Consider the following 22,562-nt stretch of genomic DNA (forward strand, 5'->3'; position numbering starts at 1 on the left):
CAGGATCTGGCGTTGTCGCGGCTACTGCACGACGAGCTCGCCGTGCAAGGCACCCGCCGCTTTGACAGCACGCAGAATCGAGATCACATCCCGTGTGCTCGTCTTCATCCGAGCCAACGACCGAACAAGATCGGACACGGTGTTGCTTCCGGTCACGAACCCTGTGCCGTTGGATTCGTCGACATCGACCCGCGTGTTGGTCACGATGGCCGTTCGAATGTCCGGCCCGCCGTTGATCACGTTGTAGGGCTGAGAGGCCGAGTTCTGGCTCGAGATCGCGATCTTGATGTCACCGTGCGAGATCGCGACGCGCGAGATGCGCACATCGCCGCCTGAGACAACCGTTCCTGTGCGCTCGTTGATGACCACCTTGGCGCGTCGATCCGGCTCGACCGTGACGTTCTCGATGCGCGTGAACAAGGTCACGAGCTCGTCACGCTGTGCGGGCGGCACAGCGATCTCGATGCCGGAGGCGTCGCGGGCCTTCGCCATGCCGGTGCCCAGCTGCCTGTTGATCGCATCCGCCACGCGACTTGCCGTGGTGTAGTCCGGCTCGGAGAGCACAAAAGTCACGTTCTGGCGCTCATCGAGCATCGAAGCGTTCACGCCGACCTCCACGGTTGCACCGTTGGGAATCGCTCCACTGGTCGGGTGGTTCTTCTGAACGACATTGCCGTTGGCGTCGTAACGGTAGCCGCCGACCGACAGGCCGCCTTGCGCCAACGCGTAGACACGTCCGTTCGCACCCTTCAGTGCCGTCACTAGCAAGGTGCCACCAACGAGGCTTCGCGCGTCGCCAGCCGAGCTCACGGTGACATCGAGCGTGTCACCTTCGCGTGCAAATGTCGGCAGCGAAGCACTCACCATGACGACTGCGACGTTGCGGCTTTGGACGGCCTCCGGCGCGATGGTCAGGTTGAACTGCGACAACACATTGGCCAGCGACTGGCGGGTCGTCCGGTTCGATGGCGAATCTCCCGTACCCGCCAAGCCCGTCACGATGCCGGTGCCGAAGAGCGCGTTGTCGCGCCACCCCTTGAGCTTGCCCAGGTCCTTCACCCGGACCGTGTCGGGTGCTGCGGCCTGCGCTACCGCAGGGCCAAGGCCAAGTGCAACTGCAAATAGGCCGCACAGCAAACGCGCTGGGAACCAGGAAGTTGAACGATGCATCACAGTCCCAGCCAATCGAAAATCTTTCGCCACGCGCTGCGGCGTGCGCGGTCGGAGACGTCGCCCTCACCCACATAGGTGATGTGCGCGTCCGCCAGCCTTGTGGAAAGCACGACGTTCCCGTCAGAGATGTCCTGAGGCCGCACGCGTCCCTCCAGGTTCACCTTCTGCAGTTCGTCATTGACCGTGAGCAACTGCTCTCCGGCCACACGCAGCTCACCGTTCGGGAGCACGTCCTTCACAGTCACCGTCAGCGTCGCGAGCAACTTGTTGGTTCGCTGCGTGCGCCCTCCTCCATCGAAATCGCCGCTCACGCCAATACCGAGCTGGCCGACGATGCGGTTTCCCGTCTGCGTGACCGAACCTGCGATGTCATTCGCACGGCGCGTTCCGGTATTTGCGCTGGTGGTGGCTGACGAGTTCTCAAAGACCTGAATGGTCAGTGAATCGCCGACGCGGAAGGCCTTGTTGTCCGCCGTCAGGGGCCTGAAGCTGCCCTCTTGGTACAAGCTCTCAGCGAATGCCGGCACCGCAGCACATGCGCTGGCGATGCAAAGCACGGCAAGAAGCGTGCATTGCGATCGCCGAAGCAGTGGCGACAACTTCATGGTTGCACCTCGACTTGCCCAGGACCCGTCACCCGTGCCAGCACTTCACCACTTGAACCCGGCACCTTCACGCGCACGAACTGCCCAGGACGCCCGTCCTGGAGCACCTCCACGCGGCTCTCCACTGACACGTCACCACTGCGGGCCAGAAGCTGCGCCCAGTTTCCACGAGTCACCGACGGGGTCGATTGAAGATGCGCGTCGGTAAGCACCTCACCAGGCTTAAGCGGCTTGCGAAGCCGTTGTGAGCCGCCGTCGGCGATTTCGAGGCGAGCTGGGCGTCCGCTTGGAAGCGCCGTCAGGTCCACTTCGCGGGTTTCAGTTGCGCCACGGAGTACCACACCGTCCACTTGAGCACCGGCGGTCATCGGCGACGTCGCGACCGTGGCTTGTGCCCAGGCGTTGACTTCGAACGCCACAGCCGTCGTGCGAACGAATCTGTCGCCCACCCAGGCATCGACCCAGACCAGCATCCGCCGCGCAGGCTGAGCCTGGTCAGCAATAGGACGAACGCGCAGCACCGGTTGACCCGCCGGGAGGACAAGGTCACGAACCGTTGAAACCGATTGCACGTCCGCATGCAAGCTGCGCAGCTGCAGCCACTTCAACAGTGCTGAGCGCGCAGCATCAACCACGGTTTCGCCCGCCAAATCCTGCGCGGCGGTTTCGATCAATGTTTCGCCGGCGCCGCTCCAACGGAGCGACGAGACTGCATCTCCCGCTTGGACGGCGCTCCGAGATTCCACCCAGCGCATGACAGTATTGCGATCTACGGCAATGGGCGCGCCCGCACGTGGGGCCGCGCCAATAGGGACTGCCATGAGCTTGCGCAGAGTGCCAAGATCCCGCGTTGTAAGGAACGCAATATCTCCGAGCCGGACGCTGGCCCCCTCTACCTGGACCCGCGGCCGTAGTTCAATCGACACCGGCACATCGCGGATCGATGAGGCAGGGACAGACGGTGCGCCGGCAGCGGCGACCACTGTGACCGTCGCCATGCCGAGGAGGCCTCCGCAGATTCGCCGCAGACTACTTGCGCAGGCCATTGATCATCCCGAGCATTTCATCCGACGCCTGCATGACTTTCACGTTGGCCTCGTACACACGCTGAGCCACCATGAGATTGACCATCTCTTCGTTGAGCTTGACGTTCGACCCCTCGAGAAAGCCTTGCGCGAAGCTGCCCATGCCATCCTCGCTCGCCTTGCCGGCAATTGCATCGCCCGATCCGGTACTTGACCGGTAAAGACCATCGCCCTGAGGCGACAGCGCCGAAGGGCTCGTGAACCGCACCAGATCGAGCTGCCCCACCTCCACGGGTGCGCTCTGCCCCGCCACCTGGACGCGCACACGCCCATCGCCATCAATCTGCAGGTTCTGCGCGTTGTCGGGAACGGCCACGTTGGCCTTCAGCGGGAAACCGCCGGACGTGGCCAGTAATCCATCTTTGTTGATCTTGAAGGTGCCACCCCGGGTATAGGCACTGGATCCATCAGGCATGGTCACCTCGAGAAAACCTTCACCCTGGATCGCCAGGTCATAGGCAGACTCGGTCTTCTTCAACTCGCCCATGTCGAAGAGCTTGGAGACAGCTGCAATCCCAACGCCCGCACCCAATCGGTTCTCTGCAGCCAGGATGCCGGCATCTTCCTGGGAGGGAAGCAGCCGGCCGGCTTCACGAACCATCAGGTCTGAAAAACCCACTTTGCCCTTCTTGAACCCTGCTGTGTTGACGTTGGCCAGATTGTTCGCGATGGTGTCGACGTTGAGTTGCTGCGCCTGCATGCCAGTCGCACTGATGTAGAGAGCATCAAACATGAGAAAAAGCCTTTAGAGATTGGACGTTTGTCGGGCAGCAGTTCATGAGAGATCGCCGAGCTTGCGCACCGCACCACCAATCATTTCGTCGTAGCCGAGTGCAACGCGCTGCATCGACTCGAAGTGGCGCATGGACTGGATCAACTGCGTCATCTCCTGCATGGAGTTGACGTTCGAGTTTTCGATGAACCCCTGGCGCAGCTGAATCTCAGCGTCAGTCAGCTGCAGCGGCGCTGCGTCGGTGCGCAATAGGCCGTTGCCGAGGTGTTCGAGGTTCGAGCCCTTGTCAAAGCGAACCACCTTCAGTTGCCCGACCGGCGTCGCTTCGGTCCCGCCGCCGGGCTTGCTTTCGAAAACTTGCCCCGACGCGTCGATCACCGGATTGGGTCGGGTCAGCACGATTTCGCCGCCGATGCCCATCACAGGGTTACCTTGCGCAGTAACGAGCCTGCCGCGCCCGTCGAGCTGCCAACTACCGAGCCGTGTGTATCCCAAACCCGCGTCGGTGGAGACTTCGAAGAAGCCCGGTGTGGCCAGCGCGACGTCCAAGTTCTGGCCTGTGGTCTTCAGCGTACCCGCCCGATCATCCGTCTGGATCAGCAAGCTGCCAGCTGCAGCCAAGCTCGCAGACGGCAACCCCGGGGATGTCGAGCGCGCGGCACCTCGTGCAGCATCGACACCGCGCATTGCGTCGGCGAACGCTGTAGCACCCACAGGCAGGCTGCTAGCGACCTCACGCTTGTAGCCCGGCGTTGTGGCGTTGGCCATGTTCATGCTGACACGCTCCACGCGCGCCATGTCCTGTTGCATTCCGTTCAGAGTGATCGCGAGTACGTCGCTCATCGCTTGTCTCTCATAATCTTTAAAGTTGAACGATGCCGAACGACTTCAGCTCGACTGTGTGGGGCACTTCGGCCATCGAGAGCACCCTGAGGTGCGGCATCACGCGTTCAGCGAGGGCCCGGACATGCCGTCGCAACTCGGGCGCGCAAAGCAGCACCGGCAAGAGGTTGCTTTTCATCATGCGTTCGGCTTGCTGCACCAGACGCTTCATGAGCTGCTCCGACATACGTGGATCAAGCACGAACGGTTGTGCCCCGCCATCAGCGGTGGCGACATGAATGCTCTGCAAGAACTGGCTTTCGATAGAGGGGTCGAGCGTCAAGACCTGCAGCGCAGTAGCCTCGCCCAGCAGGCCTTGACAAATCGCGTGCCCAAGCCGCTGGCGGACAATCTCCGTCAAATGCCCCGCCTCGCGCGTGGTACGACCGGCGTCTGCAAGCGTTTCAAGGATTGCATCGATGTGGCGGATCGACACTTTTTCACGCAGCAGGTTCTGCAGGACCTTTTGCACATCGCTTGATGACAGGACTGTTGGAATCAGTTCCTCAACCAAACCGGGCTGGCTTTGACGCACGCGCGCAAGGAGTCGGTCAACCTCCGCGCGGGTGAGCAGCGTGGCGGATTCCCGACGCAGCATCTCGGTGAGGTGCGTCATAAAGACCGTGGGGGCGTCCACGAGCGTGTAGCGCGCCAGGGTCGCCGCTTCCCGTTGGTTCTCCTCGATCCACAGCGCTGGCAGGCCATACGTGGGATCTCGCGTTGGTTCTCCGGGCACGGACTTGGTATCGCCGGACGGATGAATTGCGAGCAGCCTGTCCGCGCGCGCCTCTCCTTTGCCCACCATGACGCCATCCAGATGGATCTCGTATCGGTCGAAGGACAAGCGCGCGGAGTCCTTGAAACGCACACGCGGCAGTACAAGGCCGAATTCCTGAGCATGCTGCTTACGGAAGGTAGAAACCCGCTCCATGAAGACACTGCCCGGCTGGTTGACCACGGGCACCCAGTTGCTGCCTAGGTGGACTTCGATCGGCTCGACGTGCAGTTGGGCGTACGGGTCGTCGCCCTTGACGTTCGCGACTCCATCAATTCCTTCAGATGCGATCTCGCCATCGACATCTGAGGTCGGCTCGCTTTCAGAGGCCTTCAGACGCGCGCTGCGGTAGAGCATGATCGCGGCAAACAAGAAGCACAGAGACAGCACAAGCGTGGGCACGGCTGGGATGCCTGGCAACAGGATCAGCCCGCCCAATGCCATGGCGACCAGAAGCAAAGTCTTCGGAAACGAGCTCACCTGACGCAGTGCTTCACGGCTCAAATTGACATCCGATGATGAGCGCGTGACGATGATGCCGGTGCCCACCGCGATCACCAGAGCGGGCACCTGGGTGACGATGCCGTCGCCAATGGTCAGCAAGGTATAGGTCTGCAGCGCCTGAGCCCAGGGAAGGCCATGCTGCATCACACCGATCACCAGTCCGCCGATGATGTTGATCAGCAAGATGATGATGCCGGCAATCGCGTCTCCCTTGACGAACTTGCTGGCGCCGTCCATCGCGCCATAGAAGCCAGCTTCCTTCTCGATGTTTTTGCGACGTCGCTGAGCCTCTGCCTGATCGATGAAGCCCATGTTGAGATCCGCATCGATGCTCATCTGCTGACCAGGCATGCTGTCGAGCGTGAACCGCGCCGCAACTTCCGACACGCGCTGTGCACCGCTGGTCACGACCACGTACTGCACCACGATGAGGATCAAGAAGACGATGAGGCCGATGACGTAGTTTCCGCCCACCACGAAGGCACCGATGGCACCGATGACCCGGCCTGCGTCGCCGTCCGAGAGGATCAGTCGAGTGGCAGCAACGTTGAGGGACAGACGGAACAATGTCGCGATCAGCAACAGCGACGGGAAGGTCGAGAACTCCACGGGCCGCGCCATGTAAAACGTCAGCAGCAACACCAGGAACGCAAATCCAAAATTGCTCAGAATCAGGAAGTCGAGCAGCCCGCTAGGGATGGGCGCGAACAACACGACGAGCACGCCAAGGACGAGCACGACGAGCCCAATATCGCTGTGCTTTCCCAGCACGCGGCCGATGGCGTTCACGACGCGCTCCTCACCGTTGCGTTGACACTGCGTCCTTGCCGCTGCTCGCGCATGGCAAAAACCCAGACGATGATTCGGGCCACTTGGGCGTACAGATCGGGCGGCACCACATGATCTACGGCCAGCTCCTTGTAAAGCCGTCGCGCCAGCGGCGGGTTCTGAACGACAGGAATCTGATGACGCGCAGCGATCTCGCGCATTGCCGCCGCCATGTGGCCGGCGCCCTTGGCGAGCAGCTGCGGAGACACCATGCGGCCGTGTTCGTACTTGAGCGCCACAGCGATGTGAGTCGGGTTTGTGATCACGACATCTGCATTGCGCGTCTGCCTCAGCGCCATGCTGCGCTTGAAGGTTTCTCGGCGAAGCTCGCGCAAGCGGGCGCGAATGCGAGGATCGCCTTCGCGCTGCTTTACCTCTTCTTTTCTCTCGCGCTGGCTCATGCGCATCTTCTTGGCGAACTCGCGTCGCGTGTATATCAGGTCCAGCAGCGCGATCAGCCCAAGCACAAGGGCCATCTTCAGCGCCACACTCGACAGATCGTCCAGCAGCGTGCGCAGATAGCCCACGGGGGAAAGAGACGCCAGCGCGTAAAACTGCCCCAAGAGCGCTTTGAGAGCCAAGATAGCCACGAAGCCCAAGAGGAAGAGCTTGATCAGCGCGCGAGCAGCGTCAAACAGCACGCGCATTGAGAACAGCTTTTTCAATCCGTTGACGGGATTGATGCGGTCGAAGTCGATCTTGACGGGGTCGAAAGACATGATTGGCCCGGTCTGCATCATGTTGGCGACGACTGCGGCCAACATCATTGCAGCAAAGAATGGTGCAGACAGCACGACGGCCGCACGCAGGGCGCGCTCAATCAGGGGCCACAGCCCTGCGCCCGAAGGGTCCATGCGCCCCGCCTGAATCAACACAGCTTGATCAAATCGAAACTGCGCTGTGACGGAGCCCAACCCGCGCCATGTCAGATACACAGCAGCTACGGCAAAGACCAGCGCGCTGACAACATCAGCGCTCTTCGCCGCCTGCCCACGCTCACGTGCGCGCTGAAGCTTATAAGGCGTTGCCGCCTCGTTGCGATCCAAATCCTGTTCGGCCATCAACGTACTCCCCGCTGTGGCGCCGAGGTGAAGATCTCGTCCCAGCTCGTTGCGATGCTGGCGTACACCCGCGTCATCACGCTACCAACACCCGTAAACCAGAGCGACAGCGCCACAAGTCCAACGATGATCTTGACGGGGATGCCCATCGCAAACATGTTCATTTGCGGAAGGTTCCGCCCGATCACCCCCAGAGCGAACTCCACCAGCAGGATGCAGAACACCACGGGAGCGGCGAGAGCAAATCCCAGGCTGAACAACCCGGCCGCCTGCTTGAGCACAGGCGCTACAGCGTGCGCAATCGACCACGGCGCACCGACCGGGAAACGATCCACGCTGTACGCGATGCCGCGCAACAACGCGTGATGTCCATTGACCAGAAAGAACACCACAACCGAGATATAGGCGAAGGCGGTCGTGAGGATCGGCACAGGCCTGCGGGTGACCGGGTCGACGATCTGCGCCATGCTGTATCCAAGCTGAGCGTCGAGTACTTGTCCGGCGACTGAAAAGGCGCCGAAGGCGAGCAAGATGCCCAACCCCAGCACAGCGCCCAGAGCAAGCTCACTCAAGGCGGCCGGCAGGAGTGCGCTCCATTCCGATGGCAACTTGGTTGGCGCTGCGATGCCAGATGCCAGGGCCACGGAGAGGCCCACGACCAAGAGCATTCGCACCGTTGCAGGGAGCGGCACGGCATAAAGCACAGGCGTCATGACGAAAGTCGCCGCCACACGCAGCGCGAGCAGCCCGACAAGAATGATCCACGAGGGATCGATGCCCCCGGGCAATGTTGCGATGTTCACGGCCGCCGCGGTGTTCAGAACAGAGCGGGAATTCCGCTCCACAGCTGCACAGTGAATTGGGTCAGCTTGCGCAGCATCCACGGGCCCGCCACGATCATCACCGCGGCTGCCGTGAAAAGCTTCGGCACGAATGTCAGCGACATTTCCTGCACTTGCGTAACCACCTGGACCACGCTGATTAGGACGCCGACGAGCATTGTTAAGCCGAGCAGCGGCACGCATATGAGCAGGCCGGTCCAAAACAGGTCCGACATCATCTTCAACGCTAAATCCGCATGCATCTCAGTCTCTCCGCTGGACCGCAATCGCTTGATCGCAGCCTTGTTCCGGCGTGGCCTCGCCCGAAACACTTCTGAATTTTTGCTACATGAAACTTGGGAGGGCTGCTGTTTTGCAGAGATCTTGCCGATCAAAAGCGTGATGGCTTGTCAACTATCCGGCGAAACCCGCGTTTGACGCGAAAAGCTTCGTAGTCCTTCTCCTACGCGAAGGATACACCTTCGGCTTACAAGGAAGAACAAATGTTTCCAGGCTATTTCTCGACTGTGCACTTAAGTAAAAGATGCACATCAGTTATTGAGCACTATTTAATTAATTCTTATCACGACAGTCCGTACGATCACGAAAAAAAGAACGCGTCACTGTCGCAGCGCCGCGACATTTCGGCGTGTGGGGATCTCGCTAAGTTCGCACCGTGGACCTGATTTCAACGTCGTGCCAGGACGTCAGCGTAAGGCTGCCGATTCGTACGGGGTCGGCTAATGCAACTAATCCTTTAGACGAGATCAGGCAATCGCTAAACAAACTCACGAATTGCTGGATATGCTGTCTCTGCGCAACCTGTGGCGGCGGATTGAGGCAGTGCTGGGCCTGGCTGAAGCAGTAAGAAAATTCGGGGATCGCCTTCCTTCATGGCCACATAGCGCCGGCCGCACGGGGAGCGCCATGGTCCAAGCGCCAGCCGAGCTAGAAACTCAGGGCTCACATGTCTGCACTCCCATGCACTGTTCTGTTCAGCTCACTTGTACCTCCGATGCGCGCAAACATAATAGGTGGTACCTTGGTACAGCTGGGCCGGCGTTTCACCTTAAAGAACAGCGTGCGACTACTCAGACGATGAGCCAGCCCACGAAGCACCGGGCGCACACATCGATCGCGATGGCCAAGTACAACCAGCCCCGCCACGTGGACACTCAGGTTAAGTCCCTGTCCGACAGCTGGTTTTTGGCGCTGCGCTCAGAACTGCCGGTTGACCCGATCCAGCGGGCATGGTGCTCTCGCCCCTCCGATCGTGGTCTTCACCCTCTTGTCACGCATCACGCCTAGCAGCGCCGCATCGGCCGCTCGACCGTACGCCACACCACCGCAGTGCCGGTCTCGCATGCAACGGCTCGTCACATGCAGAGGGTCCGTCGGCCACCGGTGCCGGACGAAGAGCCGAAGTGCCCTGCGCATGGTCAGCGGATGACGTGATTCCAGGCGAACAGAAAGATCAATGCGCGATCGCTGAAAAGAGCAGATTCTCCGGATGAACCAGGCCCCCGTCGGCAGGCCTGCTGAACAGATTGGCAATGACGCCTCCGACAAGGGATCCAGCGATCCCCAGCGTCCCGATCGTCAAATTGCCAATGTGCTCAGAGCCCGGCATGAAGAGCCGTGCGATCGCGGCGACGTTGATTCCGACAACGAGCATCCAGAGGTAGTGGCGCATACTTCTCCACGTGCATATTGGTGGGCCGCCGTCTTCATTGAGCCCAGACTGCCTGGATCACCGAAGACATCGCCACGATCAGCGGATCGCTCGCACGCTCAGCCGAAGTGACAAAGAACAACTGCGCGTCGATCCTGGCCGCGCTCCAGACCATCCAGTCTTCCCGCTCGGCACCCAGCACGGCAACCTCCTCCCGCAAGAGCGCGCAGCCGCTGCCTGAGCGAACAAAATCATCCAGTCCGCTGGTGTCCTCGCTTCGCAGGACCACATTGGGATCGAGCCCCTGCTGCTCGAACAAGGAGCGCAGCATCTGATGGACATGTGATTCGATCGCGCCGTCGATCCATGGAAGGCTCGCCAGAAAGCGCCAGCCCCAGCTGTGCATCTCGGGCTTCAGCCGATTGGGAATCGCCACGCGATAGCTGAGCGATCGCAGAGGATGCCACTGCACGTCGCGTGGCGGATTCGGTGCCACGATGAGTGCGCAGGACAATCCACCGCCCCGCACCTGATCCAGAAGGTGCAGCAAAGGCAGGCTGCGCGTACGAAGCTCTACCAGAGGCAGCCCCTGCTGCATGCCTCCCAGCAACGCGCCGAGCCGAAGAAACTCGGGCGTCTCGCCCGGCACCCCCAACTCGATGCTCCCTGAGAGTTCACCCTTCAGGCGCTGCGCCGTTGCTTGCATCTCGGCCGAGGACTGCAGCAGGGCCTCCGCACAGGGAAGCAGGCGCTCCCCCGCCCGGGTCAGGCTCAGCCGGCCGCCGGCGCGAACGAACAGGGCGATGCCGAGGTCCTGTTCCAGCCCTTTGATCTGCGCCGTCACGGCCGGCTGGGTGACGTGGAGTGCATCAGCCGCCTTGGTCACGTTGCCCAGCCGGGCCACAGAGACGAATGCACGGATCTGGTAGAGCTCCATGGTTCACGAACAAGCGCGTCAGGCTGCGAAAAGACGCACTTGGGAGGGCTCTAACCCGAGACTCACCGCGCATCCGGCGGGGAACTTGGAAAGACCCGCGTAGTGCGGTTGATCCACTTCGACGGCCTGGTTTCCGACCCGCACGCGATAGCGGGAAAACTCCCCGAGGAACTCGCTCGCTTCCACCGTTCCCGGCATCCATACGAAGCGCGCATCGCGCGCCGCGTCGACGACATCCACTCGCAGCGAATGCGGCCTGAACGTTGCCAGTACGCGGTCAGAGGCCGGAGCGTCCGACGGGAGCTGGAACGGCAGACCTCCCACGCCGTCGATGTCGAGCGTCACGGTGTTGCCCTGGCGGCTGCTGACGCGGCCGGCGAGGCAGTTCATCGTCCCCACGAAATTCGCCACGAACGGGTTGACGGGATAGTCGTAGAGCATCGCGGGACTGCCTACTTGCTGCAGCACGCCGCGATCCAGGATTGCCATGCGGTCTGCCGTCGTCATGGCCTCTTCCTGGTCATGAGTGACGAAAATGGTGGTAATGCCGAGCCGCCTCTGCAACGCCAGGAGCTCCTGGCGCATCTGTACGCGCAGCGACTTGTCCAGATTGGAGAGCGGCTCGTCCAGCAAGAGCACCTGTGGCTCGATGACGATGGTGCGCGCCAGCGCAACACGCTGCTGCTGGCCGCCGGAGAGCTGGCTCGGCTTGCGCTTGGCATAGCGCAGCAGGTCCACGGTCTCGAGCGCGGCCGCCACCTTGCGCTTGATTTCCGACCGTCCGACCCGGCGTTCCACCAGTCCGAATGCAACGTTGTCCCACACGTTCAGATGGGGCCACAGCGCATAGCTCTGGAACACCATGCCGATGTTGCGTTTCCATGGGGGCATGCCGCTGACGTCCTTGCCATCCACGAGAAGCTCGCCGTGCTGATGCTGGTTGAAGCCGGCGATGAGCCGCAGCAAAGTGGATTTTCCGGACCCCGAAGGTCCCAACAGCGCAAAGAACTCGCCAGGCTCGATGAGCAGGTTGACGTCCCGCAGGACTTCCGTCGCTCCGTACGCGAGCCGGAGATTGCGGCACTCGACACTTACTTTTTTCATGATGTCTCCTCAGATCTTCGCGGGAACCGCCCCGAACGGCAGCGGTGCTTCCTCTTCCACAGGTCGCGCGACGAACCGGCTGCTGGTTCGCTCGACGACAACGTGCGATATGTAGGTACCCAGCGCAACAACGACGATGGCCAGCACGCCCAGGGCCGCACCGGGGCCGCGGCCCGCGACACTCTGCATGTACAGGTAGATGCCATAGCTCATCGGCGCCTGCGACTGGCTGGTGGTCAGCATGATGGTGGCAGACAGCTCGACGGCAGCCGTGATGAAACTGGTGACGAAGCCCGCCAGAATCCCTCCCGCCATCAACGGCACCACGACGCGCCGGATGGTTCGTGCCTTGGTCGCCCCCACGCTTTCGGCAGCCTCCTCGAGCGAGACGTGAATCTGCTGCAATGCCGCCACGCACGACCGCAGCGCATACGGCAGGCGTCGCACGGCGTAAGCCAGCATGATCATGACCCAGGTGCTGGTGAGAAGCACCTCCGTACCAGGGACCAACACACCCTTGAAAAAGCGCAGATAGCCGATGGCAAGGACCAGGCCGGGGACAGCCAGCGACGCCGTTGCTATCACGTCCAGCCAATGGCGTACCGGCAGCCGCGTGCGCAGCAGCAGGTAGGCGATGGTCGTGCCGAGCACCACGTCGAGGCCGGCGGCGAGCCCGCAGTACAGCATCGTGTTGCCAATCATGCTGCCGGCATCCTGGAATACCGTCGCGTAGTGCGCGAGGGTGTAGGCGTCCGGCAAGGGAGAGAAGCTCCACACGTTCCCGAACGATAGCAGCAGCACGCCGATGTGGGGCGACAGAACCAGCAGCATGACCAGCCCGATCCACCCATAGGCCAGAAGCGATCCGGCGGGTGACAGCACGCGCCGCTGAATGGCCCCGCCACCCTTCTGGATCGTCGAGAAGTCCTTGCCCTTGAGCATCCGTGCAGACAGCGACATGGCGGCGATGGAAAACGCGATCATGATCACGCTGGTCACGTAGCCTAGCGGATCTTCCAGCCCCACCTGGGTGATGCGCAGGTAGGCCTGCGGGGCGAGCATGTTGGTCGTGCCCAGCACCAACGGTGTGCCCAGGTCGTCGAAGACCTTGACGAACACCAGCGACGCCCCCGCCACGAACCCCGGCAGCGCCAGCGGGAAAATAACGCGCCAGAAGAGACGCCAGCCGCGGCAGCCGAGGTTCATTGCAGCCTCCTCCATCGCCCCGTCTATGTTGCGCAGCGCGAGCGTGAGGTTCATCAGCACGAAGGGAAAGTAGTGGATGGACTCGACGAAGATCACGCCGCTCAGCCCATCCATCAGAGGAATCGAGAACCCGAGGTACTCGTTGAGCAGCAGGTTGATGCTGCCCGAGCGCCCGAAGATCAGTTGCAGCGCCACCGCACCGACGAAGGGCGGCATGATCAGCGGGAGGACGCCGAGCGTCTGGATCAGGGCGGCGCCGCGGAACTGGAAGCGAACCGTGAAATAGGCCAGCGGCACCGCGATCAGCGAAGCGAACACGGTCGACATCACGGCCACATAGAGGCTGTTGAAGAACGCCTCCTGCATCAGCGGCTGGGAAAAGAATGCGACGAAGTGCCCGATCGTCGGACTCCCGTCTGCATTCACGAACGCGGTGTAGAAAACCCACGCCACGGGCATGACGAGGAACAGCAACAGGAAGACGGCAACCAGACCTGCAGCGCACCACGCGCCTGACCGCACATCCGATGGAAAAAGACCGAGCATGAAGATCTCCATGGCAGCCCGGCATTGCCGCGCTGCACGACATTGTGGTTACTTGAGGAGGGCCTCGGCCTGCTCGGCCAGGCTCCGCGCCTGGTTGTAGTTTTCCAGCGCCTTGCCGCTCCAGTCGCCCTCGAGGCCGGTGATCCGCTTGTTCGCCTCGGCATCCTTCTTGTTGGCCGCAAACATCGTCAAGAAGGCCTTGTCGGCAACCATCGACGCACTCACCAACGGCGTGAACGCGAGGCTGCGAGCCCTTTTGATCAGCGCGGCCGCCTCCGCATGAGGTTTGCGGGCCAGCGCCGCCTCGGCCCCATGAATGGCCTTGGTCGCGGCCTTCAGCTCCTTGTGCCGAAAGGTGATGGTCTGGTCGAAGAGAGACGAGACGACGTTGTAGCGCGTGGCGGAGAGATCCGCGTCGAATTTGACCTTGGTGCGCCTGGCAACCTCATAGGCGTTCGGAAAGCCGGCTGGCATTTTCAGTTGCTCGGGTGGCAACACCGGAAGACGGGAGATCTGCGGAGCAACGAGCAGTTGTTGCCCTTCCTTCGACAGCGAGAACACAATGAACTTCCTGGCTTCCTCGGCGTTTTTGGCACCGGCGATCAATGCAATGTTGGCTGGCACCATGGCCGTGACGCTCGGGTAGGCGAACTCCACCGGAAAGCCCGAGTACTTGCCTGCGAGGCCGAAGAAATCGATCACCATGCCGATGCCGAACTGCCCGTTGTTGACACCGTCGGGAACGCCGAAACTGCGCTCCGTGATGGCCGCGCTGTTGCCCGTGATCTGAAGCAGTTCCGACCATCCCTTGTCCCACCCCTCTCCCTGAAGAATTGTCTCCACGGTCAGGTGAGTCGTGCCGGAACGCGAGGGCGAGCTCAGCGCCACGTGGCTGAAATAGATTGGTTTGGTGAGGTCGCTCCATTCCGCGGGCGCAGGAAGCTTGTTGGCCGACAGGTACCGCGTGTTCCACATCAGTCCGTACCCGCCGAGCGCCTGGCCGAGGTACATCCCCGAGGCCTCGTTGAGGGGGTAGCTGCCCACGGTCTTGGGGACGGACGGATTCGCCAGCGCCGCAATGGGCTCCAGCAGTTTCCCGTTGACCAGGACCTCGAAGGCATCGGGTGCCGAAGCCCAGAAGACGTCGGGGCGCTGTCCTGCCGGCATTTCGCGGACATAGGCGACGCCTGCGGTGGTGCTCTTGTTCAGGATTTCAAGCTTGATCGAGGGGTTGGCTTTCTCGAACGCCGTCTTGTACGCTTGTGTCAGCTCCTTGGGAAACGATGTCACGACCGACACGGTGCCGGCGTGCAGCGCTGCGCAACCAGCGAGGGCGGCCAGCGTCAGCAAGGGCCGAAAGTCAATGCGCATGGAAGTCTCCGTTGTCTTGGTGATAGTGGGCCCGAGCTTATGGCCGAGGCGGAACGCATTCCAATCACAGTTTTTGATTCGAGGCATTGCCGGGAGCCTCACTCGGGTTTGCCCGTGCAAGTGGCTGCGACAGGTCGCCACCATCTGGCCCCTTGCCGTCATTGCCTTGCATACTCCCCTCTTTCCCGCTTCACCATCGGCCCTCGAAACCGCACCGCCCTTCACTCGCCGTCGGACCACTCTTTCATGCCAAATGACATCTTCATGAAGAAGGTACGCGTGGAATGTCGTCACATTCACTTCTCTCACGGCCCGGCAAAGGCATTGAACGACGTCAGCCTCGACATCGCACCGGGTGAATTCTTTGCCTTGCTGGGGCCGTCGGGCTCAGGAAAATCGACGTTGATGCGGGTCATCGCCGGGCTCGAGGCGCCTGACCTGGGCCGCGTGCTTCTGGACGGCCGCGACGTGTCCGAGGAGCCCGCCTGGGCCCGGCAGGTCGCCATGGTGTTCCAGAATCACGCCCTCTGGCCTCATATGTCCGTGGCAGAGAACATCGCCTTCGGCCTGATTGAACGCCGGGTCGAACCGCCCATCGTTCGCATCGCGGTCTCCCGGTGGCTGAGTGCCATCGGCCTGCAAGGCCAAGGAGATCGTGAACCGAACCAGCTTTCGGGGGGGCAGCAGCAACGTGTCGCATGGGCACGGGCCCTTGCCGCCGAGCCCCGACTGCTGTTGTTGGACGAACCGTTCTCCAACGTGGACAAGACGCTGAGACTGGGACTGCGGCAACAGCTGCGCACATTGCAGCAACACCTTGGCATCACGACCGTGCTCGTCACGCACGATCAGGAAGAGGCACTCGGCTCGGCAGATCGAATTGCCGTGCTGGACAACGGCGCCGTCCAGCAGGTCGGCAGCCCCACCAGCCTGTACGACTACCCGGCCAACACGACCGTTGCCCGTGCCGTTGGTCAATGGAACCTGTTCATCGGCTCGGTGCGCTCGCGGCAAGGTGGCGTGCTGCTGCTCGACGTTGAAGGTGTCGGCGAACTGCGCGTGCCGCTGCGATCGGACACACCCGCCACCTCGCGGCTCTCCATCGGCTTCCGCCCGCATGCCGTGAAAGTCGGCCATCAGGACGACGTGCACGACGCCCGCTACACATGGCTCGCAGGCACGGTGGAGAACGTCGAATTCCTGGGCAGGGCCATCCGCTACCGGGTGCGAATAGGCGATCACGCCGTGCTGGTGGACGAGCCGCATCATCGCGGCGCATCGCGCCAGGCTGTCGGTACCGACATCACGCTCGGAATCGAATTGGCTCGGTGCCGGCAATTCGCGGCCTAGCTTTTCGTCTCGGATTCGCGCCCCCAATGCGTCTTTGATCTCGACCCGAGCGCACCGAGCGCGATGGCCTTATGGCCGTCATCAGAAGACGTGATTGGAAGGATGCCACCTGCTCTGCTATTTTTGCGTCGCCTGCCGCCCCAACCACGGTTGACGAGGGCTATCACACCGGGCGCGCACCGTGAACCCGATCGTCCTGCCCATGCCGGACGCCCGATCCGCGGTCGCTCCGCACAACGAACGGAGATACTCAATGCGCATCATCACCCGCAAGCTTTGCTGGCTATCCCTTGTCGCCTTCTTGTTCACCGGCTGCACGACGCAAGTGCCGCCGCCGGCCGGCGTGCCGCGGGTCTACGAGAAGACCGTCGCCTCGCCGGTCAAGGACGAAACCTACCTCGATCCAGCGCAGATAGACACCACGCGCTTCCTGGCACCACCTCCCGATGAAACGTTCACTCGACGCGAAATTGAGCAGATGCTCGTGCTGCAGCAGCTGCGCACGCCGGCGCAGGCGGAACGATCCATCGCCGACCTAGAACAAAGTATTTTTCGTTTTTCCGATGTGATGGGCGAGCGGTTCAGGAAGGAAGACCTGCCGCGGACCGCCCAGCTGTTCGAGACCCTGTACAGAACCGAAAGCAGTCTCAACAAGCAGGGAAAGGAAAAATGGCAGCGCACGCGGCCTCCGCTGTTCGATCAGCGCATTCAACCGGTGGCACGGTATTCTTCCAGCGGCTCCTACCCGAGTGGTCACTCGACCTTTGCCTACCTCGCCGGGATTGTGCTGGCCGACATGGTTCCGGAAAAGCGTACGCGAATCTTTGAGCGTGCCAGCGAGTTCGGCGAAAACCGCGTCCTCGGTGGCGTTCACTACCCTAGCGATACCGAAGCGGGTCGTCGCCTGGCGACGATGATCGCCGTCCTGATTCAGCAGAATCCCGCGTATCAACGCGATTTCGCCGCCGCCCGAAAGGAACTGCGCGCGTTGCTCGACCTGGAGAGATGATCGTTGAGCGCGGCCAGGCAGGCTCCGGGGTCGACGCGTCATCTATCGCCATCCGGCAGGAACTTGAAGTACTCGCGCATCGGCCTTCGCTCTGGCAAAACGTAAATCACACCATGCGCATTGCCAAACAGCGGCTTCACATGCGTGTCGTAGAAAAGCGCTGGAACATTGATGCATCCATAGGAGATACGGTGATCTTCTGCGTTCGTCGATGCAAGTCGCTCCAATCGCCGCTCGGCCTTGTTGCTTGTCCGCACTCGATGCATGGACACTGCTGCGTCGTAGTCGACCCAAACGACGTCTTCGCCCTGCAAGTTGACCCCGGGTTCCGAGACGAAACGCCCGGCCGGTGTGGTGCGCTCTTCAGGCCGTATTTCAGACATCTTTCGCTCCCCGATCCCCGGCACCGATTCATCGCCATGCGCGAGTCCCAGCAACACCGGCGAAGCGCCTCGCAGACCTCCCTCAACGCCATAGATGAAAACGCGTGCTCTCTTCTTATCAACAATCGCAAAAGGAAGACCCTGGCTATCGCGTGCATCGATTGCCGCTCGAGCCAGCCGCCGAACCTCGACCGGCACCGCAACGCCTCCAGCGGGCTCCCCAGCATCGGCTATTTGAGCGAAGCTCGCAGCACAAGCCAGGACGAAGGACAGGAGCAGCGAATTTTTCATAGGCAGCCGGAACCGTCTGGCGAGAACGCTAGGTCGACTGGATGAGTCAGCAACGAAAAGAGAAAAATGCGCAGCCGCCCTATGCGGACGTGGCGACCGCGTTTGAGGACTGCAGGTGATCAGCCTCGATCGGCGCGAGCGCGGCGTACACGCGGTGCGGGTGCGGGCTCAGGGGCCGGCGCTGCCGTCACGACACGAGCCGGTGCGGCTGCCGGGGCAACCGCGCGAACAGGTGGTTGCGCGCGTGCGGCAGGTGTTCCGGATTGCAGCGTCGTACCGGTTTCGCCCATGGGACCGCCAGTCTGATTTTGTTGTCCAGCTGGCAACTGTACGTTGCCAGAAATAGGAGGCATATCTGTCTTTGCCGCTGGTGCCACCCCTTGCGCCATCGTAGGAGCAATTGCGAAGGCCATGGCGGTGGCAACCAGGATGCGATACATAGCGTGTCGAGTCTTCATTGTTAGATCTCCTTGGGTTTCATTTCGACAGGCAATCCTCGCGGGACAATTCCCAACGAGAGCGCAGTCTGAGATCAAGAACGCCAAGGACTGTGCGGGGACATACAGAACGCAGTTGGCGACTCAGGTGGATCGTGAGATTTGACACGCTTCGTGCCGCAAAGTACCAGGACCCATTCGCCTCGCTCGCTCCGAGCATGCTGCGCCTGTTCCAGAACCTGCAGGCGCACCGCGACTTGGCTTGCCTCTTCATCAGCATGACCTCGCGGCCGTCGAGCAGATCGGCGGCCGCGTGATCGTGATGGAGCACGGCCGCATCGTGGAGCAAAGCGCGCGCGACGCGGTGTTCGATGCACGCTCATGCCAGTTTCTCTGCAAGGGATCACTTCGACGGTATCTGTATACCCAGTCGCACTCACTGTTTTGCTCCTATCTTTAAAGATAGGCGATAGACCGTGTCTTGTCATTCATGGGGCTAGCTCATGTACACAATCAGCGTATTGATGCAGCGCGATTCCTTACTGCGCACAGATTCACGATCAAGGCGTTCTGCAAATCATCGGCAGCTTGAGCCCCTGCTTCTTCGCGGTGGCGACCGCGATGTCGTAGCCCGCGTCGGCGTGGCGCATCACGCCGGTGGCCGGGTCGTTGAACAGCACGCGCTCGATGCGCTTGGCGGCCGCGTCGGAGCCGTCGCACACAATCACCACGCCCGAGTGCTGCGAGTAGCCCATGCCCACGCCGCCGCCATGAAGCTCGACCGCCGTACGGCTATGGAGCCTCAGCAGCGCCCGAGGCGAGTTCTTGCTGGCAGCTACCGCGCAGAAGGCGAAAGCCCCGGTGCGCTTGTGGAAAATGACGTCGTCTCGGAAACAGGTCTCTGCCCATGACGTCCCCATCCTTGCTCCCGGCCACCCGACGGCAGCGTCGCCTCCTGGCGGACGCAGCCAGCCATGCGCCGATATCGGTGCTCGCGATGCTGACCCTGCCGACCCTGCTGTGGTGGCTGCATAGGCATTACAGCGGCGCGCCGCTCATGGATGCGTGGGTTCCCCTGATGTGGTTGCTGGCGGGCGCGATGCTGCTCGTGCTGCACCACCTGCGCGTCGATCCGCCCAGCACCGACAAGGCCGATCGGCGTTGGCGCGCCGGGCTGATGCTGCTGGCCGTGCTGGTTGGACTGGGCTGGGCGGCACCGGTGCCCATCACGTTGCACGAGCGCCTACCGCTGTTCCATCTGGTGCTGTACGCGTCGCTGTGCGCGGTCACCTCTTCGGGCGCGATGTACCTGAGCTTGCTGCCCGCCATGTTTCTGTGCTTTTCCGGCAGCGTGATGGCCGTGGCCCTGGCCGGTGCCTATTGGATCTTTCCGCAAGACTGGCCGTTTATGGTCGCCGCGCTCCTGCTGTTCTTGGGCGTCACCGTGCGACATGCGCGGCAGAATCGACGTTTCATCGAGCGGCAGCTCGCGCTGGAAGAGGGCTACCGGGAGATGAGCGAAAGGGCCGCTCAGGCCTTGCTGGAAAAGAACCACTTCCTCAATGCCGCCAGCCACGACCTCCGCCAGCCGGTCCACGCGATGCGCATGGCCGTGGAAGCCGGCCTGCAGCTACACGGACAGGACGCTCGTCTGATCCCTCTGCTCGAGCACCTGGAGCAATGCGGACAGAGCATCCATTTCATGCTCGAGTCGCTGCTCGATCTGGCCCGCGCGGAATCCGGCCACCACACGGCGCAGCCACAGACACTGTCCGTCGACGCGCTGATGGCCGATGTCCCGGTGCTGTTCTCGGCACCGGCTCGCGCGAACGGGCTCGCTCTGCGCCTGCGCGCGCCGCGCCGTGAAACGCTCCATGTGCGCACCGATCCGGCGCTGCTGCGCCAGGCACTCTTCAACCTGGTGCAGAACGCCATCCGATACACGCCCCGGGGCGGTGTACTGGTCGCCGCGCGCAGAAGAGGGACGGCGCTGCAACTGCAGGTGTGGGACACGGGCGTCGGCATCGCCGCCCCGGAGCAGGCCAGCCTCTTTGCGCCGTTCGAACGCGGGCCCGCCACCGCAGCGCCCGGCCAGGGCGCCGCCCACGGGCTGGGGCTGGCCGTGGTGGCGCGCAGCGCCATGCTGATGGGGGCCGTGTATGGCGTGCGCTCGAGGCCCGGCCGCGGCTCATGCTTCTGGCTGCAGCTACCGTTGGCGGAGGCGCCTGCCGCGCCGGCACGACCACCTCAGCGTGCCCCGGCCGAAGCGCGCCACCTGCCCGGGCATTGCCTGGTCGTCGACGACGAACCCCACGTCGTGCGCGCCTGGCGCATGCTGTTCGAGGCATGGGGAACGACCGCGCGGTTCGCCGACGGCGTCGACATGGCGCACCGCCACCTGGACGAGGGCTTCAGGCCGCAGGCACTGGTCTGCGACCTGCGTCTGCGCGGCGGCGACAACGGCTGGCAACTGCTGCAGTCTCTCGCAGCCCGTTGCCCCGACGCGGGTTGCCTGCTCATCAGTGCCGATCTGTCGGCGCCGGAGATCGGCGAGGCCGACGACTTCGGCTGCCTCGTGCTGCACAAGCCGGTGGAGCCCGACGCGTTGCACCGCGCGTTGCTGGCGTGGATGCACGCCTAGGGCACGGCCACATTCATTTCGCCGCAACCTCACCCCGCTGTGCGTGCAATATGCCGCACCGCTTCGTCTCCAACTTCGAGCGCATGTACTTTGGTACATGGTGCGATCCACTGCCATTGGCTAACTTGCAGATCCGTTCGCCGGACGCCTGCCGTCCGGACAACACACCGATCCCGGACAGCATTGAAGTGGAGGAACCATGTCCCAGCCCCAACGATACAAGCACCTTGTCACTCTCCTGGCCACTGCGGCGCTCGCGGCCTGCGGCGGTGGGGGCGGGGGTGGGGGTGGCGGCATGCCCCTGATTGGCGGCCTGCCGGCACCTGCACCGTCGCCCGCGGCCCCACCCGATCCTTCACCCTCGCCGAGCCCGGCGCCAGCGCCTTCGCCGGCACCAACACCCACGCCTGCTGCATCTGGCTACGCGGCATGCGTCAACGAGGCCGACTGGCATGAAGGCACCACGCTGTCGCAGCAGATTCGCGTCACCCTGGCCTCCGGCCAGACCACGACCTCCGAGACCACCGTGCGCACGACCGGCGCACGTCAATCCTTCGCCGGTACCAACCCCGTCCCCTGGATTACCCCGCTGCCGAACGGCGACGTGTCCACGACGTACACCGATCTTGCGGGTGGCAACGTCATCCAATATGGCTTCGAGGCCAAGACGGCCACGCAAACCAACACCGGCGTCTACGATCCGCCATCGGCCTGGCCGATGGACATGCCCCAGGGCCAGGCGATGGTCCGCACCTGGGACACGAAGATGACGATCACGGGTTCGAGCGGCACATCGGTGGTCGACCAGGGCACCATGAAGGACGAGGTCACCTACCTGGGCCAGGAGAGCGTACAGACCGCGCTCGGCACCTTTGTCGCCTGCAAGGTGAGCGCCCATATGTACTTGACAAGCAGCGGAACCACGACCGATCAAGGCACCGCGATCAGTTGGATGGCGGCCGAAGGTCCCTATCGCGGCCAAGTCCTCAAGGGCGAGACGCGTGACAGCAAGGGAGCGCTGCTGGCGACCAACGAATCCGTGAACATGACATACACGCCCAAATAAAAAAACGCGCAGCCCGGGCTGCGCCCGTCCTTTCAAAGGTGCCTCGGTCCGGCTCCCTTCGCGCGGTTCTTTCCGTCGAACG

20 protein-coding genes and 2 pseudogenes are annotated in these 22,562 nt (G+C 62.4%); 5 read left to right on the top strand and 17 right to left on the bottom strand.

What is annotated here, in order from left to right:
* Window positions 1-21: 21 nt before the first annotated feature.
* The 15 genes and pseudogenes from PMI12_RS19020 to PMI12_RS19090 all read right to left on the bottom strand — a co-directional run bounded on the left by PMI12_RS19020 (window position 22) and on the right by PMI12_RS19090 (window position 15,303).
* Window positions 22-1,170: a flagellar basal body P-ring protein FlgI gene (locus PMI12_RS19020; RefSeq protein ID WP_007835732.1), complete on the bottom strand. Its 1,149-nt coding sequence runs from the start codon at window positions 1,168-1,170 to the stop codon at window positions 22-24.
* Entirely contained in the window at window positions 1,170-1,778 is a 609-nt protein-coding gene (locus PMI12_RS19025; RefSeq protein WP_007835734.1) for a flagellar basal body L-ring protein FlgH, read from the bottom strand. Before PMI12_RS19025 ends, PMI12_RS19020 begins: the two co-directional genes overlap by 1 nt.
* Window positions 1,775-2,452 (bottom strand): flagellar basal body P-ring formation chaperone FlgA, encoded by a 678-nt coding sequence (flgA, locus tag PMI12_RS29465; RefSeq protein WP_237726119.1) that lies wholly within the window; start codon window positions 2,450-2,452, stop codon window positions 1,775-1,777. The genes PMI12_RS19025 and flgA overlap by 4 nt, the downstream gene beginning before the upstream one ends.
* Window positions 2,453-2,807: 355 nt before the next feature.
* Entirely contained in the window at window positions 2,808-3,596 is a 789-nt protein-coding gene (gene flgG, locus PMI12_RS19035; protein WP_007835738.1) for a flagellar basal-body rod protein FlgG, read from the bottom strand.
* 42 nt (window positions 3,597-3,638) lie between these two features.
* Window positions 3,639-4,439, bottom strand: coding sequence for a flagellar hook-basal body protein (locus PMI12_RS19040; RefSeq protein WP_007835740.1), 801 nt, complete (start codon window positions 4,437-4,439; stop codon window positions 3,639-3,641).
* A gap of 19 nt (window positions 4,440-4,458) precedes the next feature.
* Entirely contained in the window at window positions 4,459-6,546 is a 2,088-nt protein-coding gene (gene flhA, locus PMI12_RS19045; protein ID WP_007835741.1) for a flagellar biosynthesis protein FlhA, read from the bottom strand.
* On the bottom strand, window positions 6,543-7,646 hold the full coding sequence (locus tag PMI12_RS19050; protein WP_007835742.1) for an EscU/YscU/HrcU family type III secretion system export apparatus switch protein: 1,104 nt from the start codon (window positions 7,644-7,646) through the stop codon (window positions 6,543-6,545). The genes flhA and PMI12_RS19050 overlap by 4 nt, the downstream gene beginning before the upstream one ends.
* Window positions 7,646-8,449 (bottom strand): flagellar biosynthetic protein FliR, encoded by an 804-nt coding sequence (locus PMI12_RS19055; RefSeq protein ID WP_007835743.1) that lies wholly within the window; start codon window positions 8,447-8,449, stop codon window positions 7,646-7,648. Before PMI12_RS19055 ends, PMI12_RS19050 begins: the two co-directional genes overlap by 1 nt.
* A 14-nt stretch (window positions 8,450-8,463) precedes the next feature.
* Entirely contained in the window at window positions 8,464-8,730 is a 267-nt protein-coding gene (locus PMI12_RS19060) for a flagellar biosynthetic protein FliQ (protein ID WP_007835744.1), read from the bottom strand.
* An 834-nt stretch (window positions 8,731-9,564) separates the two neighbouring features.
* Window positions 9,565-9,822 (bottom strand): annotated as a pseudogene (locus PMI12_RS29470) (IS3 family transposase); the annotation flags it as partial.
* 119 nt (window positions 9,823-9,941) lie between these two features.
* Window positions 9,942-10,160: a GlsB/YeaQ/YmgE family stress response membrane protein gene (locus tag PMI12_RS19070; protein ID WP_007835745.1), complete on the bottom strand. Its 219-nt coding sequence runs from the start codon at window positions 10,158-10,160 to the stop codon at window positions 9,942-9,944.
* A gap of 34 nt (window positions 10,161-10,194) precedes the next feature.
* Complete coding sequence (locus tag PMI12_RS19075; protein WP_007835746.1) at window positions 10,195-11,076, bottom strand: LysR family transcriptional regulator; 882 nt, start codon at window positions 11,074-11,076, stop codon at window positions 10,195-10,197.
* An 18-nt stretch (window positions 11,077-11,094) separates the two neighbouring features.
* The gene (locus tag PMI12_RS19080; protein ID WP_007835747.1) at window positions 11,095-12,180 is read right to left on the bottom strand and encodes an ABC transporter ATP-binding protein; all 1,086 of its coding nucleotides are present in this window, start codon (window positions 12,178-12,180) and stop codon (window positions 11,095-11,097) included.
* 9 nt (window positions 12,181-12,189) lie between these two features.
* Window positions 12,190-13,932 carry an ABC transporter permease gene (locus PMI12_RS19085; protein ID WP_007835748.1) on the bottom strand — a complete coding sequence of 581 codons (1,743 nt, stop codon included), beginning with the start codon at window positions 13,930-13,932 and terminating at the stop codon, window positions 12,190-12,192.
* A gap of 48 nt (window positions 13,933-13,980) precedes the next feature.
* Window positions 13,981-15,303 carry an ABC transporter substrate-binding protein gene (locus PMI12_RS19090; protein ID WP_007835749.1) on the bottom strand — a complete coding sequence of 441 codons (1,323 nt, stop codon included), beginning with the start codon at window positions 15,301-15,303 and terminating at the stop codon, window positions 13,981-13,983.
* A 264-nt stretch (window positions 15,304-15,567) separates the two neighbouring features.
* Here PMI12_RS19090 and PMI12_RS19095 point away from each other — a divergent pair, with 264 nt between their 5' ends.
* Both PMI12_RS19095 and PMI12_RS19100 read left to right on the top strand, forming a co-directional pair.
* Entirely contained in the window at window positions 15,568-16,653 is a 1,086-nt protein-coding gene (locus PMI12_RS19095; RefSeq protein WP_042673743.1) for an ABC transporter ATP-binding protein, read from the top strand.
* A 253-nt stretch (window positions 16,654-16,906) separates the two neighbouring features.
* Entirely contained in the window at window positions 16,907-17,662 is a 756-nt protein-coding gene (locus PMI12_RS19100) for a phosphatase PAP2 family protein (protein ID WP_007835751.1), read from the top strand.
* Window positions 17,663-17,700: 38 nt separating this feature from the next.
* Here PMI12_RS19100 and PMI12_RS28295 read toward each other — a convergent pair whose 3' ends face one another.
* Entirely contained in the window at window positions 17,701-18,336 is a 636-nt protein-coding gene (locus tag PMI12_RS28295) for a L,D-transpeptidase (RefSeq protein WP_237726120.1), read from the bottom strand.
* 592 nt (window positions 18,337-18,928) lie between these two features.
* Here PMI12_RS28295 and PMI12_RS29110 point away from each other — a divergent pair.
* Window positions 18,929-19,090 carry a hypothetical protein gene (locus tag PMI12_RS29110; RefSeq protein ID WP_162130820.1) on the top strand — a complete coding sequence of 54 codons (162 nt, stop codon included), beginning with the start codon at window positions 18,929-18,931 and terminating at the stop codon, window positions 19,088-19,090.
* A gap of 243 nt (window positions 19,091-19,333) precedes the next feature.
* Here the strand turns inward: PMI12_RS29110 and PMI12_RS19105 are convergent.
* Window positions 19,334-19,546: pseudogene (locus PMI12_RS19105) on the bottom strand (urocanate hydratase); the annotation flags it as partial.
* A gap of 134 nt (window positions 19,547-19,680) precedes the next feature.
* On the opposite strand from PMI12_RS19105, the gene PMI12_RS19110 reads away from it, so the two are divergent.
* Window positions 19,681-21,414, top strand: coding sequence for a hybrid sensor histidine kinase/response regulator (locus PMI12_RS19110; RefSeq protein ID WP_007835754.1), 1,734 nt, complete (start codon window positions 19,681-19,683; stop codon window positions 21,412-21,414).
* Between the two features lie 199 nt (window positions 21,415-21,613).
* Window positions 21,614-22,480 (top strand): hypothetical protein, encoded by an 867-nt coding sequence (locus tag PMI12_RS29575; protein WP_007835755.1) that lies wholly within the window; start codon window positions 21,614-21,616, stop codon window positions 22,478-22,480.
* Window positions 22,481-22,562: the final 82 nt, after the last annotated feature.

Origin of the sequence: Variovorax sp. CF313 (genome assembly GCF_000282635.1) — a bacterium.
Taxonomy (GTDB): domain Bacteria; phylum Pseudomonadota; class Gammaproteobacteria; order Burkholderiales; family Burkholderiaceae_C; genus Variovorax.

Excerpts from the sequence above, each read along its gene's own strand:
- PMI12_RS19020 (WP_007835732.1), bottom strand. The coding sequence starts at position 1,170 with ATGCATCGTTCAACTTCCTGGTTCCCAGCGCGTTTGCTGTGCGGCCTA.
- PMI12_RS19025 (WP_007835734.1), bottom strand. The coding sequence starts at position 1,778 with ATGAAGTTGTCGCCACTGCTTCGGCGATCGCAATGCACGCTTCTTGCC.
- flgG (WP_007835738.1), bottom strand. The coding sequence starts at position 3,596 with ATGTTTGATGCTCTCTACATCAGTGCGACTGGCATGCAGGCGCAGCAA.
- PMI12_RS19040 (WP_007835740.1), bottom strand. The coding sequence starts at position 4,439 with ATGAGCGACGTACTCGCGATCACTCTGAACGGAATGCAACAGGACATG.
- PMI12_RS19050 (WP_007835742.1), bottom strand. The coding sequence starts at position 7,646 with ATGGCCGAACAGGATTTGGATCGCAACGAGGCGGCAACGCCTTATAAG.
- PMI12_RS19060 (WP_007835744.1), bottom strand. The coding sequence starts at position 8,730 with ATGCATGCGGATTTAGCGTTGAAGATGATGTCGGACCTGTTTTGGACC.
- PMI12_RS19070 (WP_007835745.1), bottom strand. The coding sequence starts at position 10,160 with ATGCGCCACTACCTCTGGATGCTCGTTGTCGGAATCAACGTCGCCGCG.
- PMI12_RS19075 (WP_007835746.1), bottom strand. The coding sequence starts at position 11,076 with ATGGAGCTCTACCAGATCCGTGCATTCGTCTCTGTGGCCCGGCTGGGC.
- PMI12_RS19080 (WP_007835747.1), bottom strand. The coding sequence starts at position 12,180 with ATGAAAAAAGTAAGTGTCGAGTGCCGCAATCTCCGGCTCGCGTACGGA.
- PMI12_RS19085 (WP_007835748.1), bottom strand. The coding sequence starts at position 13,932 with ATGCTCGGTCTTTTTCCATCGGATGTGCGGTCAGGCGCGTGGTGCGCT.
- PMI12_RS19090 (WP_007835749.1), bottom strand. The coding sequence starts at position 15,303 with ATGCGCATTGACTTTCGGCCCTTGCTGACGCTGGCCGCCCTCGCTGGT.
- PMI12_RS19095 (WP_042673743.1), top strand. The coding sequence starts at position 15,568 with ATGAAGAAGGTACGCGTGGAATGTCGTCACATTCACTTCTCTCACGGC.
- PMI12_RS19100 (WP_007835751.1), top strand. The coding sequence starts at position 16,907 with ATGCGCATCATCACCCGCAAGCTTTGCTGGCTATCCCTTGTCGCCTTC.
- PMI12_RS28295 (WP_237726120.1), bottom strand. The coding sequence starts at position 18,336 with ATGAAAAATTCGCTGCTCCTGTCCTTCGTCCTGGCTTGTGCTGCGAGC.
- PMI12_RS19110 (WP_007835754.1), top strand. The coding sequence starts at position 19,681 with ATGACGTCCCCATCCTTGCTCCCGGCCACCCGACGGCAGCGTCGCCTC.
- PMI12_RS29575 (WP_007835755.1), top strand. The coding sequence starts at position 21,614 with ATGTCCCAGCCCCAACGATACAAGCACCTTGTCACTCTCCTGGCCACT.